This is a genomic window from Granulicella mallensis (genome assembly GCF_014203225.1).
Lineage (GTDB): Bacteria > Acidobacteriota > Terriglobia > Terriglobales > Acidobacteriaceae > Granulicella > Granulicella mallensis_A.
This window is the reverse complement of the sequence record NZ_JACHIO010000032.1, coordinates 27821-45524: the sequence shown is the minus strand read 5'-3', so window position 1 is coordinate 45524 and position 17704 is coordinate 27821. Positions and strand designations below refer to the sequence as shown.

Below are 17704 nucleotides of genomic sequence, written 5' to 3'. Positions count from 1 at the left end.
TCGCTGGCCTCAGGGCATGACGGCCTCTCCGCCAAAACGTAACCCATCGTTACGCCTCACATCGCAAGATACAAGGGCATGGCTTCAGCCATGCCGGAAACGCCGGGCCAAAGGCCCGCACCGCTCTGCCGAAGGCCGAAGTGGAGGCGTAGCCGTAACGACTGAATTGCTTTCTTCTGTCCCGGCGAAACAGGTCGGCACTCGACCTCAGAATCAGGATGCCACGCCTACAGTTCAACGACGAAAAGCAAAGGCCCCAGCATCGCTGGGGCCTTTGCTTATACGTCGAACCGTAGCCTACGCGTTCGTCCGCTGATCGCGATGCACAAAGTGATACGGCGGCCAGGGGCCTGAGAGTTGCATGTTGCAGTCCTTCATCTGCTGCGTAGCGGTGCTGTACTTGTTCTGATAGCGCTCCACGGTCTTCTTGTCCACCAGGTGCGCGATGTCCAGCAGCATCTTGCCCGAGTCCATGCGCTTGCAGGTGACCTCTTCGGCGAGCGGGAGGAACATGCGGTGCATCTGCACCGAGAGCGCCCGTGCGCGCGACTGACGCTCGCGCTGGCGGCTCGCCGACTCGCGCAGGTGCGACAGGTACTGCTGGCCGACCGTCGCAGGCTGATGCCCCATACCCTTGGTCTCCGGACAGATATCGTCCACCAGGAGCTTGATGTGCATCTCGGCCTTGCCGCGCAGACGCTCGACGTTAGCCAGGAAATGCCGCTGATTGGAGCGGACGGAGCGGCGCAGGGCGTCGTCATCCTCAAACGTGGTTCCAAACCGGAACGGCAGAACCGTGGATTTGGCGAAACAACTGGAGATCACACGACAGTGGTCGCGGGCCGCCAACTGGGCATCGGCCCCCACCATGCGAGCAGCGTCTTCGGGCTGATGCTCGGAGACGACGACCGCAAGATCGGCTGCTGGGAAAAGGAAGGTTTGGTTTCCAAAAAGACCGGTAGTTCCAGTCAATGGGGTCGGACGGCGATGACGTGCCAGTTCGGGAAACGCACTACGTTCGGCGATGCAGTAGGCATACCATGCCATAAAATTTATGTCGCTCCTGAAAACGCTGAGGGGGTCAAGTGCCCTGTCAGGTAATTTGTTGTTTTCAAACGTCAAAACAGCAAAAAGCATATGAACGAGCGCAACCTGGCGCGTGCCCTGGGAATTGTGCACTGAACCGATTGCGAGCAGATACTATGCCCTCATTCATACGATTGGCAAGAGCGGGAAAACGGTTACCCAGGGAATAAAAAACTTATTAACGAATGTGTCAATAGCACCCGGCCGGCAGCAAACGCCTATCCTCCCCTGTTTTCCTACTTTTGCGCCAATTTGGGGCTCCAGGCTCCGCGAACTGCTAGACTGGATGGATGCGTGGACGGTGGGCCCGCGATCTCTTGCAGATGTTTCGAAGGACGGAATTCAAGTGGATAACGCGACCAAGCGTGAATTGAAGCAGCCAGACCAGTTCATTACCCTCACCGAGCACGGCGCCGAGTGGGCCAAGAACAATCGTCAGACAGCCATCGGCGCTGGCGTTGCAGCCGTAGTGGTGATCCTTGCCATCGTCGGCGGTTATGTCCTGTTCCAGCATCACTCGACGGCAGCCGCTACGGCCTTCGGCGATGCCATGCAGACCTATCAGACCCCCGTGGCCATGCCCGGCCAGCCCTTGCCTCCAGGCACCAAGAGCTATGCCTCGATCAGTGAGCGCGCAGCCGCTGCCAACGCCCAGTTCCAGAGCGTTGCCCAGCACTACGGCCTGACAGAGTCCGGCAAGCTCGCGCTCTACTTCTCCGGCCTGACCTACATGGAAGAGGGCCAGAACGGTCCCGCTGAAGACACCTTCAAGAAGGTTGCCGGAAGCTGGAACCACGACCTCGCCGCTCTTGCGAAGATGTCGCTCGCACAGATCTATGAGCAGACCAACCGCGATGCCCAGGCTGTCGACCTCTACAACGAGCTTTCGAACGGCAAGGCTTCTACTGTCCCTCCGGGCCTCGCCCAGATCCAGCTGGCCGAGCTGTACAGCGCCGAAGGCAAGGCCGATAAGGCAAAAGAGATCTACGCCAAGCTGAAGGACAAAGACAAGGACGCCAAGGGCAATCCTGGCCCCGCCGGCGCACTCGCCGCTGAGAAGCTGAACCCTCAGCCAAGTGGACCGCAGTAAAGCAGGAAACAGGGATTAGGAAACAGGAAACAGCTAAAAGCAGAGGCCGCCTTCGGGCGGCCTTTGCCGTCTGGGTAACACCGCAAACGTCTGCCTTTTCTTCCCGTCATAAGCAAGCTAGAGGGGCCACCCGAAGATAGCCCCTTTAGCTGTTTCCTACTTCCTGTTTCCTGCTCCTACAACGGATGCGACTCATTGTCGTGCAAATGCGACGCTGTCGAGCGCACACTGACATGCGTTGCCAGGCGGTCTGCGAGGGCTGAGGGTGTGCGGAGGCTGGCTACCATCGTCCATCCATCGCGCTTACGCAGAGGATCAGGTGGCGGTGGTGCCCAGAGCGGAAGCTGTAGATGGAGGTAGTCTGCCATCGCGCAGGCATGAGGCTCGTAAAGCTTGCGAATCGCGCTGAGCCGCTCATGAGACTCGACGTCCCCGCAGAGCGAGAAACCGGCTCCGGCGAGCATCTCGCAGAGGCGCGCAAACTCGTCATCGTGCAGACGCACCGGGGGAGCCTCGCGATAGCGCTGCTCATTCTTCTCCAGGTGAAAGACGTGCCCGAGATCGACCAGCGCATGCCGTCCGATAGCGAAGGTGAGCTGCGCCTGGCGCGTGCTGGGGCCTTCGATCGTAGTGATCAACAGGGCGCAGGTATCGAGCACAGCCGTCAGCGCGGACAACCAGCTTTGATTGTCATGCTGCGACCGGTAGTAGCAAAGGATTGGGTACGAGATATGCGTCTCGAGTATCTCCGCACACCAACGCTCCCAGTCGGCGAGCAAAAGCGTGAGCGCGTGGTGCCCACCGCTGAAGTTGTGCCGCTGCAATAACTCTCCGGCGGCGGGAGGCGAACCAGCCCGTGCGTCCAGCAGGGCAACCGCGATCTCACGCTGCGAAAACGCGGTATACAGCACCGGCACATAGCCGATGACCAACGCCACGAAGCCGAGACCTGTTCCGGATTCGAGCACGATCAGCATCCGGGCGACATGCGTTGCGGGTTGAACATCGCCGAGACCCAGGGTAAACAGGGTCGTTCCGCTGACATAGAAACAACTGCGCAGATGCTCAAAGGCCGTGACCGGGTGGGTAGGATCGGAGAACGGCACATGCAGGCCGAAGTAGATCAACATGTAAGCCGTCACGAGCAGCAACGCCCAGACGACGAACAGCATCAGCAGCGAAAGCGGGCCGTAGAAGCTGTAAAGCTGATCGCGATTCCGGCGCGAGGCAAAGTGTTCGATCAGGTATTCCCAGGGGCGCCAGGTGAGGACGATAAAGAGACTCGTGATACGGAAACGGCCCACCGGACGACGCGGCAGGATGATGGTCTGGAAGGCATCCAGCAGGACGCCAGCCAGAAACAGGCAGCCGAAGACAATTGCGGTGGGGTGCATGGATTTCACTCTAACGGCTCCAGCGCATGACGGCAAAGGGATTACGAAACTTTATCGGTTTTCATCGCGCTCTCCACAAGTGAGCGCTCTCGCCTGGCGGAGTAAACTCATCTTCACGATGTCCGATTCCGACGACATGCCGAGCTTTGCCAGTCTGCGCCGCGGCGCCGGCCGCCGCCCCGCTCGCGCGAAGGCCCCGCAGCCTGAACAAGCCCTCTCGCTGTTCGACACGCTACCAGCATTCAACGACGTCCCAGACGAAACGACCGAACCGCAGCAGGAACAAGCTGTAACGGCAGCGGACGTCATAGCCGAACAGTCCCGCAGCCTGAACACAACGATCCGAATAGCACGCCCTGAACTGCTACCAACCCCCAGCGCCCCGCAGGCCGAGGCCCGCGTCTGGACCGTCGGCGACCTCGTGCGCGAGGTGCGGGGACTCGTCGAACGCAGCTATGGGCAGATCACGGTAGATGGCGAGATCTCCAACTGGAGGCCCGCCGCCAGCGGACACTGCTACTTCACCCTGAAGGACGGCAACGCGCAGCTCTCCGTCGTGATGTTCCGCCGTCAGGCGTCCCTCTTGCGCTTCCGCCCCAAGGACGGCGATGCCGTCCGGCTGCACGGACAGGTCAGCGTCTACGAGAGCCGCGGCCAGATGCAGCTCATCGCCGAGGCGATGGAAGAGGTCGGCCAGGGAGCCCTGCTCGCCGCCGTACAACGCCTCAAAGAGCGCCTGCGCCGCGAAGGCCTCTTCGATAACGAGCGCCCACTGCCGGCGTTCCCCAAGTGCATCGGCGTCGTCACCAGCCTGCAGGGAGCCGCGCTGCGCGACATCGTAAAGGTCTGCCGTCGCCGCCATGCGGCAGTAAACCTGCTGATCTATCCGGCGGCAGTGCAAGGACCGCGCTGCGCGGAGGAGGTCATCGCCGGAGTGGAGTGGTTCAGCGCCCATCCTCAGCTAGCAGATGTCCTGATCGTTGCGCGGGGCGGCGGAAGCTGGGAAGACCTGCACGGCTTTGACGACGAAGGCGTGGCCCGTGCGATTGCGGCCTGCGCGATCCCTGTCATCGCAGGCATCGGCCATGCGACCGACACGACCATCGCCGACGCGGCGGCGGACGTCTGCGCTCCAACCCCTTCGGCAGCAGCGGAACTGGTGACCGCTGCGCAGTATCGCATCGAAGAGCGTGTGGAACGGCTGCATTCACGCGTCTTTCGTGCAGGCAACTACGAGATCCTGCGCGCGCGGCAGCGATTCTCTCGCCTGAGTGCGGAGTCTGCTCTGCGTCGCTTGCGCGATGCCCTGGGACGGCGCGAGCAGCGCCTGGACGAACTCAGCTTTCGCGCGGAATCTGCGGCAGCCCGCACCCTGCGGTCGCAGGAGGACCGACTTGCACGGCTTACGACTCGATTGCAGCGGCAGGATGTCGCGTTGCGTCTCGCCGAAGATAAACGCCGCCTGGAGCGGTTGCAGGTACGTCTGCAGAACGTTGGCTCGACCGCGACCATGAGGCGAAACCAACGGGTAGAACGCTGTGTATCGCGACTGGAAGCGCTTAGTCCGCTACGCGTGCTGGAACGCGGCTATGCGCTGGTGTACGGGCCAGATGGCAAGCTGCTGCGCTCTACAGCAAATGTCGTGGCCTATGACACTATCGTCGCTCGGCTCGCGGACGGCAGCCTTCGGGCCCGGGTCACCGGCAAAGAATAACCCCTAACCTACCCAGCTTCTTTTCCCTCTCCCAGGCATCCACTCCTGTATGAGCGAAACCATCCATCCCGAAACCCGCATCGGTCATGTGCATCTGCGCGTTGCCGACCTTGAGCGCTCCCTCGCCTTCTACCATGGTGTACTTGGCTTCGAGGTAATGCAGCGTATGGGAAGCTCCGCTGCGTTTCTGTCCGCGGGCGGATATCACCACCACATCGGCCTGAATACCTGGGAGAGCCTCGGCGGCTCCGCTCCTCCTTTGGGAACGACCGGGCTCTATCATCTGGCGATTCTGTATCCCACACGGCGCGAACTGGGCAATGCTCTACAGAGGTTGATCGCAGCCAGGATCCCTCTCGACGGGACCGCCGATCACGGTGTCAGCGAAGCGCTCTATCTTCGCGATCCCGACAACAACGGAGTTGAACTCTACTGGGATCGCCCGCGCAGTGAGTGGCCGAAGGATGTCAACGATAAACTCGCGATGTATTCGCGGCAACTTGATCTGCAAGGACTGCTGGAGACAGCTGCAACCTGAGAGCGACGCTAGGTGAACATTCGCAACCGTGAACCAGCGGCTGGAGCAAGGTCGTTTGCGATTGGCGAAGCTAATCAACGCGGCGTTCGCGGCGGCTCTTGTTGCGAAGTAATCGTAGCCCAGCTTATTCGAGCGTATTGCCGCCATTCACGGAGATCTTCTGCCCGGTAATAAAAGCCGAGGCATCGCTTGCAAGAAAGGCAACGACTCGGCCGACCTCTTCCGGCACTCCCATGCGAAGCATCGGCACACGCTGCGTATAGGCTTGTTTTTCTTCTTCGGTGGCATCGAGGGCGCGTTCCGTGGGAATCCATCCGGGAGCGACCAGGTTGACCGTGATTCCGGCAGGAGCCAGTTCGCGCGCCCACGAGCGCGTCTGGCCAAGCTGTGCGCCCTTGGCAGCAACATAATTGGCAAAACACGGATTACCGAGTTCCACGACCTCACTGCCGATCTGGATAATCCGGCCAAAGCCGCGCTGCTTCATCCCGGGCAGTACTGCCTGCGCGATCAACAGCGGAGACTTCACGAAGAACTCAAGCTGATCGAGATACGCGCGCCAGGTCTGCTGCTCGATGGAGAGCATCGGCTGATGCCCTGTCGCGTTGACGACGGCGATATCGATAGGCCCCAGCGCCGACTCGACCTCACGTACTAGGCGGACAACATCGTCCTCTTCGCGAACATCGGCGTGGAAGGCCTGGGCTTGAAAGCCACGCGCGTGCAGTTCCTCGCAGAGTTGCTGTGCACGAGCAGCATTAGCGAAGTAGTTCACCGCGACGCCATGGCCAGCTTCTGCAAGAGACACAGCCATCGCGGCTCCAAGACCGCGAGAGGCTCCGGTAACAAGTGCTGTACGAGACATGACAGAAGGATAGACCCTCGAGCCATCCCGATTTGTCGCATTATGTCGAAATCAGGGGGAATCCGATGTTTACTGTTTTTGCTTTGCGTCGGTCATGTGCTGTGATGAAATGCCATCTTCCATCATTTGCCCTGAATGAAGGGCTGTGAGGATACCGTGCCCCAGAGTTTTATTGCGAAACGAATCGCGATAAAACAAGGGCGGTCGCGTTATCTCCTCGGCTACACTCTTTCCTATGCCAACAGGTTTGAGACGCTACCAACAAGCCGGCGATTTACACCACATCACTGTCAGTTGCGTTCGCCATCGCCCAATCCTCGGCACACCAGAGGCTCGGGACATCTTTCTCAGGTTGCTCGAACGAACACGCGAGATCTACGACATGAACGTCTTCGGCTACGTCGTCATGCCGACCCATGTTCATATGCTGGTCGCAGAACCAGACAAAGCTCCACTGTCTGTGGCGATGCAGATTCTGAAGCAGCGGTTCTCAAAGACTCGCCCCGAAGAGGACGTGTGGGAGACGCGATACTACGACTTCAACGTGCGGACAGAAGCAAAGAGGATAGAGAAGTTGAAGTACATCCACCGAAACCCCGTAAGAGATGGGCTCGTAAAAGAGCCTGATGAATGGCTATGGAGCAGCTTTCGATCCTATAGATATCTGGAACCCGGGCCTGTAACCTTAGCTCGTCCCTAATCCATATCACCTGAGGCTCACGGAAACGCGAACCCATCCGCCAAACCGGGTGCCCCATCCTCGACGCGCGGCTTTATGCGCGGCAGGGTGGAGTATAGACGCTAAGCGAATCCCACAGATCTTCGAAGCGCGCTCTGCGTCGGGGGTATCGTGCGAAGCACGACCGCCTTTGGCTCGTAGCGGCGATCGTGCCCTAATAGAGGGAGAGCGGTCGTTCGCTACCACGAACGATACCCCACCCTGCCGCGCATAAAGCCACGCGTCGAGGATGGGGCACCCGCTGTGGTCTACCAGAGGGTCGTTACATTCGAGTAGAGCTTGATGTTGGCGTCGTTGGTGAGCAACGTCAGGTTGTTATTGATGGCCTGTGCGATGAGGACGCGGTCGAACGGGTCTCGATGGTGATACTCGAGATGTTCGACCGTGAGGATGTCCTGATAGGTAACAGGAAGCACGGTGATCCGATACTCTGCCAAGTCATCATTTAGATAGGCGATGGACGAGGTGAGGTTGCGGAGTTTGCCCAGCCGGATCTTCAGGCTGAGCTCCCAAAGGGTCGCCAAAGAGAAGAAGAGTTCATGCTCTTCTGAAAACAGGATGCTGCGCGCTTTCTTCGAGACTCTGGGGTCTTGCAGAAGCGCCCAGACAAAGGCGTGACCGTCGACCAGAACTCTCACTCGAAGTCCTTCGTGTTCTCGAAGAGGTCAGCGATCTCGTCGTTGGTCTCCTTCGAGTCAAAGTCAGAGGCAATCCAGATTTTTCCGATGCCTGCTCCCCACATCTGCTTTCTGGACCTCTTCGCCGCCGCATGAACAGGAACCAACTTGACGGCAGGAGCACCATTACGCGCGATGATGACCTCTTCCCCGCTCTCGGCTGCCGAGATGAGCTTGGAAAGGTGGGTCTTGGCGTGATGGACGTTGACTTCCATGAGGGAATCTTAGCTAGGGTGCATAGCTAATGCAAGTCTGACGGGTGCCCCATCCCCATCCTCGACGCGCGGCTTTATGCGCGGCAGGGTGGGGTATAGACGCTAAGCGAATCCCACAGATCTTCGAAGCGCGCTCTGCGTCGGGGGTATCGTGCAAAGCACGACTGCCTTTAGCTTGTAGCGGCGACCGTGCCCGAATAGAGGAGAGCGGTCGTTCGCTACCACGAACGATACCCCACCCTGCCGCGCATAAGGCCGCGCGTCGAGGATGGGGCACCCGTAGTCGGTTTCGTCCTTAACAAAGAAGGGCGGACTCTTTCGAGTCCGCCCTTCTTTGTTGCTTTTACGCGTAGCGCGTCTTGCTGGACGCGTAGTCCTATTCGGCGGCCAGTTCTTCCTGTTCGCCTTCCATGCGCATCTGCTCGAGCTCGCGCTCTTCGGCTTCGATCGCCGCAGTAACTTCCTGCTGGACCTGGGCTGCCGCTTCTTCCAGCTCCGGAGAGAGCTGAACGTTGCGGTAGTACGCCATACCCGTACCGGCGGGGATCAAGCGACCGACGATGACGTTTTCCTTGAGGCCGCGCAGCGTGTCTACCGAGCCGTTGATGCTGGCTTCGGTGAGGACGCGGGTGGTCTCCTGGAAGCTCGCGGCCGAGATGAAGCTATCGGTCGAGAGCGACGCCTTCGTGATGCCCAGCAGCAGCGGACGGCCGATGGCCGGACGGCCACCCTCCATCAGCACGCGCTGATTCTCGGCGTTGAAGCGGAAGCGGTCGATCTGCTGTTCCAGAAGGAAGTTGCTGTCGCCAACCTCTTCGATCTTGACCCAGCGCAGCATCTGGCGGACGATCGTCTCGATGTGCTTGTCCGAGATGGACACGCCCTGCAGACGATAGACTTCCTGGATCTCGTTGACGAGATACTGCTGCAGCTCGCGCTCGCCCAACACCTCGAGGATGTCGTGCGGGTTGCGGGGGCCGTCGATCAGAGCGTCGCCGGCGCGCAGGCGTTCACCTTCCTGCACGTTGACGTAGACACCGCGAGGAACGCTGTACTCCTCTTCCTGGCCGTTGTCCGCCGTGACGTAGACCTTGCGCTGACCCTTGGAAACATCGCCGAAGCGAACCACACCGTCGATCTTGGAGATGATCGCCGGATCGCGGGGCTTGCGGGCCTCGAAGAGTTCGACCACGCGCGGCAGACCGCCCGTGATGTCCTTCGTACGAGTCGTTTCACGCGGGATCTTCGCGAGGATGTCACCCGGGGTGACTTCATCGCCGTCCTGCAGCATCAAGTGGGCGCGTGAGGGCATCAGGTAACGCTTGTTGCCCTTCGCGGACTTGATGATGATCGCGGGTTGGCGCTTTTCGTCCGAGGAGTCGCCGACCACCAGGCGCGAGAGCCCGGTAACTTCGTCGATCTCTTCGTTCAGCGTGACACCTTCCTGCAGGTCCTTGAACTGGACCGTGCCGGCGATCTCCGTGAGGATGGAGAACGTGTAGGGGTCCCATTCGCCGATGACGTCGCCGAGCTTGACCTGCGTTCCGTCTTCGACCTTCAGCTTCGCGCCGTAGACGATCGCGTAGCGCTCCTTCTCACGGCCCTTCTCATCGATGATCGCGATCGAACCGTTACGGTTGAACGCTACCAGGCCGCCGTCCTTGGAACGGACAGTGACGAGGTTGATGAAGTGGACCTTACCGGCGTTCTTGGCTTCGAGGTGCGAAGCATCCTGCACACGCGACGCTGTTCCGCCGATGTGGAAGGTACGCATGGTGAGCTGAGTACCAGGCTCGCCGATGGACTGCGCCGCGATAACACCGACGGCTTCGCCCATCTCGACCATCTTGCCCGAGCCGAGGTTACGGCCGTAGCAGAGGATGCAGCAGCCGCGCTTGGACTCGCAGGTGAGAACCGAGCGAATCTTGACGCGCTCGATACCCGCTGCCTGAACCGCGGAAGCCTTGTCCTCATCGATCTCTTCATTGATCTCGACGATGGTCTTGCCCTCGAAGTCCTTGAGGCGCTCGAGCGAGACGCGGCCGATGATACGGTCGCGCAACGGCTCGATGGTCTCGCCGGCTTCGATGATCGGCATCACGTAGATGCCTTCGACCGTACCGCAGTCGAGCTCGGAGATGATGACATCCTGCGCGACGTCGACGAGACGACGCGTGAGATAACCCGAGTCGGCCGTCTTCAGCGCGGTATCCGCCAGACCCTTACGAGCGCCGTGCGTCGAGATGAAGTACTGCAGCACGGTGAGGCCTTCACGGAAGTTCGCCGTGATGGGGGTCTCGATGATTTCGCCCGAGGGCTTAGCCATCAGTCCGCGCATACCGGAGAGCTGACGAATCTGCTGCTTCGAACCACGAGCACCGGAATCGGCCATGATGTAGATCGGGTTCATGGCTCCTTCCTTGTCCGCCCGCTTCATGTTGTTGAACATGTCGTCGGCAACACGCTCGGTAACGCCGGACCACATCTGCGTGACCTTGTTCGAGCGCTCCAGGTTGGTGATCGAACCGTCGAGGTACTGCTGCTGCATCGCGATGACCTGCTTCTCAGCCTCATGCACAACGGTGTACTTCGAGTCCGGGATAACCATGTCGTCCAGACCGACCGAGAGGCCGGACTTGGTCGCGTACTGGAAGCCCAGTTCCTTGATGCGATCCAGCGCATGCACCGTGACCTCAAGACCGAGGTTCAGGTACAGGTAGTTGATCAGTTGGCCGATGCCCTTCTTCTTGAGCAGGCCATTGACGTAGGGCATGCCCTCCGGCAGACGGTCGTTCAGGATGGCGCGGCCGACGGTCGTGTTGATGAACTGCCTGGTGAACTCGACCGGCTCGGTGTGCGTGAGGTCCTGATCGTCGTAGGCGGTGGTCATGTCGAGCACAGGGCCGGTGTAGCGCAGACGAATGGGCGTCAGCGTCTCAACCTGCTTGGCTTCGAGGGCCATCAGCACTTCTTCGATGTTGGCGAACACGCGGCCTTCACCCTGAGCGCCGACCTTGGCCTTCGTCAGGTAGTAGAGACCGAGGACGAGATCCTGCGTCGGCACCGTGATCGGCTGACCGCTGGCGGGCGAGAGAATGTTGTGCGAAGCCAGCATCAGGACCGAGGCCTCAATCTGGGCTTCGGGCGAGAGCGGGATATGCACGGCCATCTGATCGCCGTCGAAGTCCGCGTTGAAGGCGGTGCAGACGAGCGGGTGGATCTTGATCGCCTTGCCTTCGACGAGCACCGGCTCAAACGCCTGGATACCCAGACGATGGAGGGTCGGTGCGCGGTTCAGAAGGACCGGGTGATCCTTGATGACCTCTTCGAGGATGTCCCAAACGATCGGGTCCTGCTGTTCAACCATTTCCTTCGCTTGCTTGATGGTCGTGCAGTGGCCCGTCTGTTCGAGACGATGATAGATGAACGGCTTGAAGAGCTCGAGCGCCATCTTCTTGGGCAAGCCGCACTGGTGCAGCTTGAGCTCTGGACCAACGACGATTACGGAACGGCCCGAGTAATCGACGCGCTTGCCGAGCAGGTTCTGACGGAAGCGACCCTGCTTGCCCTTGAGGGTGTCGGAGAGCGACTTCAGCGGACGGTTGTTCGCACCACGCAGCACGCGGCCACGGCGGCCGTTATCGAACAGAGCGTCGACGGCCTCCTGCAGCATGCGCTTTTCGTTGCGCACGATGACCTCAGGCGCATGGAGATCCATGAGCTTCTTGAGGCGGTTGTTACGGTTGATCACGCGGCGATACAGATCGTTGAGATCCGAGGTCGCGAAGCGGCCACCGTCCAGCGGCACCAGGGGGCGCAGCTCGGGCGGGATGACGGGGATCACGTCGAGAATCATCCACTGGGGCTTGTTGTCCGAGCGGCGGAAGGCCTCAACGACCTTGAGACGCTTGGCATACTTGAGCTTCTTCTGCAGCGAGGTCTCGGTCTTCATGCGCTCGCGCAGTTCGATCGCGAGTTCCGTGATCTCGACGCGCTTGAGCAGTTCCTTGATCGCCTCAGCGCCCATCATGGCCTTGAAGCCGGAGGGGCGGTACTGCTGGTCGAGCTCGCGGAAGCGGTTCTCGTCCTTGATGACCTCGCGCTCCTTGACGGGCGCGTCGCCTGGATCGACGACAACGTAGGACTCGAAGTACAGCACGGCTTCGAGCTCACGCAGCGAGATGTCGAGCAGGTGGCCGATACGCGACGGCAGGCCCTTGAAGAACCAGACGTGCGAGCAGGGCGAGGCGAGCTCGATGTGGCCGAGGCGCTCACGGCGGACCTTGGACAGGGTGACTTCAACGCCGCACTTGTCGCAGATCACGCCGCGGTGCTTCATGCGCTTGTACTTGCCGCAGAGGCACTCCCAGTCGGTGATCGGTCCAAAGATGCGCGCGCAGAAGAGGCCGTCACGTTCGGGCTTGAACGTGCGGTAGTTGATGGTTTCAGGCTTGGTGACTTCACCGTGCGACCATGAGCGGATCTTCTCGGGGCTGGCGAGCTGGATCTTGATGGAGTCGAAGTCGGTGATCGGTCCGGTTAGTTCAAAAGGGCTGGAGCGGAACATATTTTTTCTCTCCGTATGCAGTACTTAGCTCGATACCAACTTTGCGCTTCACTCTCAATCTACTGAGAGCCTGTGTTGCGAGCTTCGCTGCTGTTTCTGCTGCTATTGCTTTCGCGATGAAGGCCGTGTTCCGCGCTCATCACTTAGTACTGGCGCCCTTGCTGCCAGCTCCTGCCGTTACACAAGCTCGGAGCTGACAGCCAAAGGCGGTGACTTATAGAAGCTAGTCGGCGACCGCAAGCTCAGGCAGTGCGATGACCTCTGATTCATCGGTGCTGGTCTTCTTGACCAACTCGACATCGAGGCAAAGCGACTGCAGCTCGCGGATGAGAACGTTGAACGACTCGGGCACGCCCGGTTCGATCGCGGCCTCACCCTTGACGATGGCCTCGTAGATCTTGGTACGGCCATAGACGTCATCAGACTTCGCGGTGAGCAGCTCCTGCAGGATGTAAGCGGCGCCATAAGCTTCAAGCGCCCACACTTCCATCTCACCGAAGCGCTGTCCGCCGAACTGCGCCTTACCACCGAGCGGCTGCTGGGTGATGAGCGAGTACGGCCCGATCGAGCGAGCGTGGATCTTGTCGTCGACAAGGTGAGACAGCTTGAGCATGTAGATGTAGCCGACCGTAACGGGCTGTTCGAACTGATCGCCCGTCATGCCGTCAAACATCATGCTCTTGCCGGAGCTGGGGAGACCGGCCGCTGCGAGCAGCGCCTTGATCTCCGTCTCGCGTGCGCCGTCGAACACTGCTGTGCCGAACCAGATACCGCGCTTCATACCGGCGGCAACGCGCATGGTCTGCTCGTCGTCGAGGGTCAGAAGCTGGTTGAGCGCTGCCGTGTTCTTGAACGCTTCCTTGAAGATCTCGCGAACTTCACCGGCCTCCTGATGCTGCGCAGCGAGAGCGGCAACCTTCGCGCCGAGCTCGTGTGCTGCCCATCCGAGGTGCGTTTCGAGAATCTGACCGACGTTCATACGCGAAGGCACGCCGAGCGGATTCAGAACGATCTCGACCGGGGTTCCATCGGGCAGGTACGGCATGTCTTCCTCAGGGAGGATACGTGCGATAACACCCTTGTTACCGTGGCGTCCGGCCATCTTATCGCCGACCGAAAGCTTGCGCTTCATCGCGATATAGACCTTGACCATCTTGATGACACCGGGCGAGAGTTCATCGCCCTTCTGCATCTTGCCGATCTTCTCGTTGGTGATCTTGCGCAGCACGTCGATCTGGCGCGAGGTCATCTCCTCGATCTCGTCGATCTGCTCGTTCACGCGGGGGTCCTTGTCGGCGTAGCGAATACGCTTCAGGTTGCGCGTGGAGATCAGCTCGATGATGTCGCGGGTCAGAATGTCGCCCTTGCTCAACAGCTTCTTGTTGGTGCGCTCGTCGTGCAGGTCGGCAAGAACTTCCTTGCTGCCCAAGATGCCTTCGAGACGCTTGAGGCGCTCGTCGGTGAGAATACGAATCTCATCGGCGAGGTTGCGCTCCAGCTTCTCGACCATCTCCTGTTCGATCTGCAACGCGCGCTGGTCCTTTTCCTGACCCTTACGCGAGAAGATGCGAACGTCAACGACCGTGCCTTCGATACCCGGAGGGCACGTCAGCGAAGCGTCGCGAACATCGCCGGCCTTTTCACCGAAGATGGCGCGGAGCAGCTTCTCTTCCGGCGTGAGCTGGGTCTCGCCCTTGGGCGTGACCTTGCCGACGAGGATGTCGTTATGGCCGATCTTGGCGCCGATGCGGATGATGCCCGACTCGTCCAAGTCACGCAGAGCGTGCTCGGAGACGTTGGGGATATCACGCGTGATCTCTTCCGGCCCCAGCTTCGTGTCGCGCGCTTCGATCTCGAACTCCTCGATGTGGATCGAGGTGTAGTAGTCCTCGCGGACCAGCTTTTCCGAGATGAGGATCGCGTCCTCGAAGTTGTAACCACGCCACGGCATGAAGGCCACGAGAACGTTGCGGCCGAGACCAAGCTCGCCCTGCTCCGTGCACGGACCGTCCGCGATCACCTGACCCTTGAGAACGCGGTCGCCCTTGCGAACGATCGGCTTCTGGTTGATGCAGGTGTTCTGGTTGGAGCGCTTGAACTTCGTGAGCTGATAGATGTCCGAGCCAACCTCACGCGAGAGCTGCGTGGGGTGGTGCTCGCCTTCTACGCGCACGATGATGCGCTCGGAGTCAACCGAGTCGATGATGCCGTTACGCTTGGCCAGGATCACAGCGCCGGAGTCGCGCGCGGTAACGCCTTCCATGCCGGTGCCGACGAAAGGAGCTTCGGCAACGAGCAACGGAACGGACTGGCGCTGCATGTTCGCACCCATCAGGGCGCGGTTCGCATCGTCATGCTCGAGGAACGGAACGAGCGAGGCGGCCACCGACACGAGCTGCTTCGGCGAGACGTCGACGTAGTCGACCTCGGCCTTGGGCACGAGTACGAAGTTGCCCTGCTTACGCGCGTTGACCAGGTCCTCCACGATGTTCAGTTCAGCATCGAGTTCGATGTTGGCCTGAGCGATCGTATGGCGATCCTCTTCCCACGCCGACAGATAGAAGCTGAAGGGCTCCAGGTCCATCGTGCGCTTGCCGTTCTTCTTGAGCTCCTTGTTCTGCTTGATCGACTCGGAGATCTCGAGGAAGTCGCCCTGACGCAGACCGGACTCACCGGCGTTGGTGACGGCGACGTAGTCGAGTACGCGGCCATCCTTGACGCGGCGGTACGGGCTCTCAATGAAGCCGTACTCGTTGATGCGCGCAAAGCACGACAGCGACGAGATCAGGCCGATGTTCGGGCCTTCAGGCGTCTCAATCGGGCAGATGCGGCCGTAGTGGGTCGGGTGAACGTCGCGGACTTCGAAGCCGGCGCGCTCACGGGACAGACCACCAGGCCCAAGGGCCGACAGGCGGCGCTTGTGCGTGATCTCGGACAGAGGGTTGGTCTGATCCATGAACTGCGAGAGCTGCGAGGAACCGAAGAACTCGCGGATCGCGGCCATGACGGGCTTGGCGTTGATGAGGTCGTGCGGCATCGCCGTCGACATCTCCTGGTAGACCGACATCTTTTCCTTGATCGCGCGCTCCATGCGAACCAGGCCGATACGGAACTGGTTCTCCATGAGCTCACCGACCGCGCGGACGCGACGGTTGCCAAGGTGATCGATATCATCCACTACGCCGATGTTCTTGCGCAGCTTGAGGAGGTAACGGATGGTGCCGTAGAAGTCCTCAGGGGTCAGCGTGCGCTTGTCGAGCCCGCTGGGGTCCTGGTCCTCATACAGCTTGATGTTGAACTTGAGACGGCCGACGCGCGAGAAGTCGTACTTGCGCGGATCGAAGAACATGCCTTCGAAGAGCGCGGTCGCGGTGTCGAGCGTCGGTGGGTCGCCGGGACGCAGCTTGCGGTAGATCTCGATCAACGCCTCTTCCGGCTTGCGCACGGAGTCGCGGCGAAGGGTGTTCGAGATGATGTTGCCTACATCGTCGCGCTCGGGGAAGAAGACCTCGAACGTGGCAACGCCGGACTGCAGAATCTTGTGCAGCTTGTCGGCGGTGAGCTCGGCGTTGGCTTCGTACAGTAGCTCGCCGGTGCCCATGTCGATGACATCGGCAGCGATCATGGCGCCGTCGAACTCGCTGGTCTCAACCTCAACCGAGGTGACGCCAGCAGCGCGAAGATGCTTCAGCGCGGAGGCGCCGATCTTCTTGCCGGAGGAGACGAGTTCCTTACCGTCCGCACCGGTGAGGGCGACAGTCGAGCGAGTGCCGACGAGGTGGCTCGGCTTCTCTTCCGCACCAACCGTCCACGACAGCTTGCCGTCCTTCACGTTGATGGTGTCGACCGTGTAGAAGGTCTTGAGGATCTCTTCGTCCGTACGCAGACCGAGCGCGCGAAGGAAGATGGTGCCCAGGAACTTGCGCTTACGATCGATGCGGACGTAGAGGGTGTTCTTCTGGTCGTACTCGAACTCGACCCACGAACCGCGGTACGGAATGATCTTGCCCAGGAAGTAGGTGCGGTTGTTCGCCGTCTCAAAGAAGACGCCGGGCGAACGGTGCAACTGGCTGACGATAACGCGCTCGGTACCGTTGACGATGAAGGTGCCGTTCGCCGACATCAGGGGGATGTCGCCGAAGAAGACTTCCTGCTCCTTCATGTCGCGCAGGCTCTTGACGCCCGTCTCAGGGTCCTTGTCGTAGATCTTCAGGCGGATGGTGACCTTCAGTGGAGCCGAGTAGGTCATGCCGCGCTCTTCGCACTCGGCCTGGTCGTACTTCAGCTGCAGACCGACGGGATCGCCGCACTTGGTGCAGAAGTCAGGGGTGTTCTTGTTGTAGGTTCCGCAGAACTTGCAGAGCACATCGCCCGGGTGGAAGGGGTCGGTGATGACCATGTGGCCGCAGTTGGTGCAGGCCGTACGCAGGTGGTTCAGACCCTTGAGGTAGCCGCACTTGCACTCCCAGTTGCCGATGGAATAATCGACGAACTCGAGCTCAGAGACATTGCGGAAGTCGGTGATGGGAAACACGGAGGTAAAGACAGACTGGAGGCCGTTGTCCTCGCGCTCCTGGGGGAGCTTGTCCATCTGGAGGAAGCGCTCATAGCTGCGGCGCTGAACCTCGATGAGATTCGGAATCTGGATGCTGGTTGGAATCTTGGAAAAGTCGAGACGGCTGCGGATCGCGCGCATTTCGTTGGTGGTCGAATTCGACATGCTCTCTCCTATTACTTGGCTCGAGGCCCTCTAAAAGACACCGACACTGCACAGGGCAGACCGGCAACCGGTTCAGAAGGGAGAAAATGCGCTGTTTAG

Annotated in this window: 11 protein-coding genes; 4 read left to right on the top strand and 7 right to left on the bottom strand. The window is 60.2% G+C overall.

The features are described 5' to 3' along the window. Positions 1–297: 297 nt before the first annotated feature. Positions 298–1047: a GvpL/GvpF family gas vesicle protein gene (locus tag HDF15_RS24365; protein WP_184260670.1), complete on the bottom strand. Its 750-nt coding sequence runs from the start codon at positions 1045–1047 to the stop codon at positions 298–300. A 385-nt stretch (positions 1048–1432) separates the two neighbouring features. Here HDF15_RS24365 and HDF15_RS24360 point away from each other — a divergent pair, with 385 nt between their 5' ends. Then, positions 1433–2176: a tetratricopeptide repeat protein gene (locus HDF15_RS24360; protein ID WP_311733200.1), complete on the top strand. Its 744-nt coding sequence runs from the start codon at positions 1433–1435 to the stop codon at positions 2174–2176. Between the two features lie 176 nt (positions 2177–2352). Here HDF15_RS24360 and HDF15_RS24355 read toward each other — a convergent pair whose 3' ends face one another. Beyond that, the gene (locus HDF15_RS24355) at positions 2353–3570 is read right to left on the bottom strand and encodes a potassium channel family protein (RefSeq protein ID WP_184260680.1); all 1218 of its coding nucleotides are present in this window, start codon (positions 3568–3570) and stop codon (positions 2353–2355) included. Between HDF15_RS24355 and xseA the strand changes: the two genes are divergently transcribed. Together xseA and HDF15_RS24345 are read left to right on the top strand one after the other, a co-directional pair. After that, on the top strand, positions 3569–5284 hold the full coding sequence (xseA, locus tag HDF15_RS24350; RefSeq protein ID WP_260331328.1) for an exodeoxyribonuclease VII large subunit: 1716 nt from the start codon (positions 3569–3571) through the stop codon (positions 5282–5284). The two genes, HDF15_RS24355 and xseA, sit on opposite strands and share 2 nt — an antisense overlap. A 49-nt stretch (positions 5285–5333) precedes the next feature. Next, positions 5334–5822 (top strand): VOC family protein, encoded by a 489-nt coding sequence (locus tag HDF15_RS24345; protein WP_184260663.1) that lies wholly within the window; start codon positions 5334–5336, stop codon positions 5820–5822. A 124-nt stretch (positions 5823–5946) separates the two neighbouring features. On the opposite strand, the gene HDF15_RS24340 is transcribed toward HDF15_RS24345, so the two are convergent. Then, the gene (locus tag HDF15_RS24340) at positions 5947–6687 is read right to left on the bottom strand and encodes an SDR family oxidoreductase (RefSeq protein WP_184260659.1); all 741 of its coding nucleotides are present in this window, start codon (positions 6685–6687) and stop codon (positions 5947–5949) included. Positions 6688–6922: 235 nt separating this feature from the next. On the opposite strand from HDF15_RS24340, the gene HDF15_RS24335 reads away from it, so the two are divergent. Continuing rightward, the gene (locus tag HDF15_RS24335) at positions 6923–7387 is read left to right on the top strand and encodes an REP-associated tyrosine transposase (RefSeq protein ID WP_260331327.1); all 465 of its coding nucleotides are present in this window, start codon (positions 6923–6925) and stop codon (positions 7385–7387) included. Positions 7388–7674: 287 nt separating this feature from the next. Here HDF15_RS24335 and HDF15_RS24330 read toward each other — a convergent pair whose 3' ends face one another. The 4 genes from HDF15_RS24330 to rpoB form a co-directional block, all read right to left on the bottom strand. Continuing rightward, positions 7675–8064, bottom strand: coding sequence for a type II toxin-antitoxin system VapC family toxin (locus HDF15_RS24330; protein WP_184260656.1), 390 nt, complete (start codon positions 8062–8064; stop codon positions 7675–7677). Further along, entirely contained in the window at positions 8061–8318 is a 258-nt protein-coding gene (locus HDF15_RS24325; RefSeq protein WP_184260653.1) for a type II toxin-antitoxin system Phd/YefM family antitoxin, read from the bottom strand. Before HDF15_RS24325 ends, HDF15_RS24330 begins: the two co-directional genes overlap by 4 nt. Positions 8319–8694: 376 nt before the next feature. Then, positions 8695–12885, bottom strand: coding sequence for a DNA-directed RNA polymerase subunit beta' (gene rpoC / locus HDF15_RS24320; RefSeq protein WP_014264020.1), 4191 nt, complete (start codon positions 12883–12885; stop codon positions 8695–8697). Positions 12886–13108: 223 nt separating this feature from the next. Then, a complete protein-coding gene (gene rpoB / locus HDF15_RS24315; RefSeq protein ID WP_184260651.1) occupies positions 13109–17605 on the bottom strand; it encodes a DNA-directed RNA polymerase subunit beta in 4497 nt (1498 codons plus the stop codon). Positions 17606–17704 lie beyond the last annotated feature (99 nt).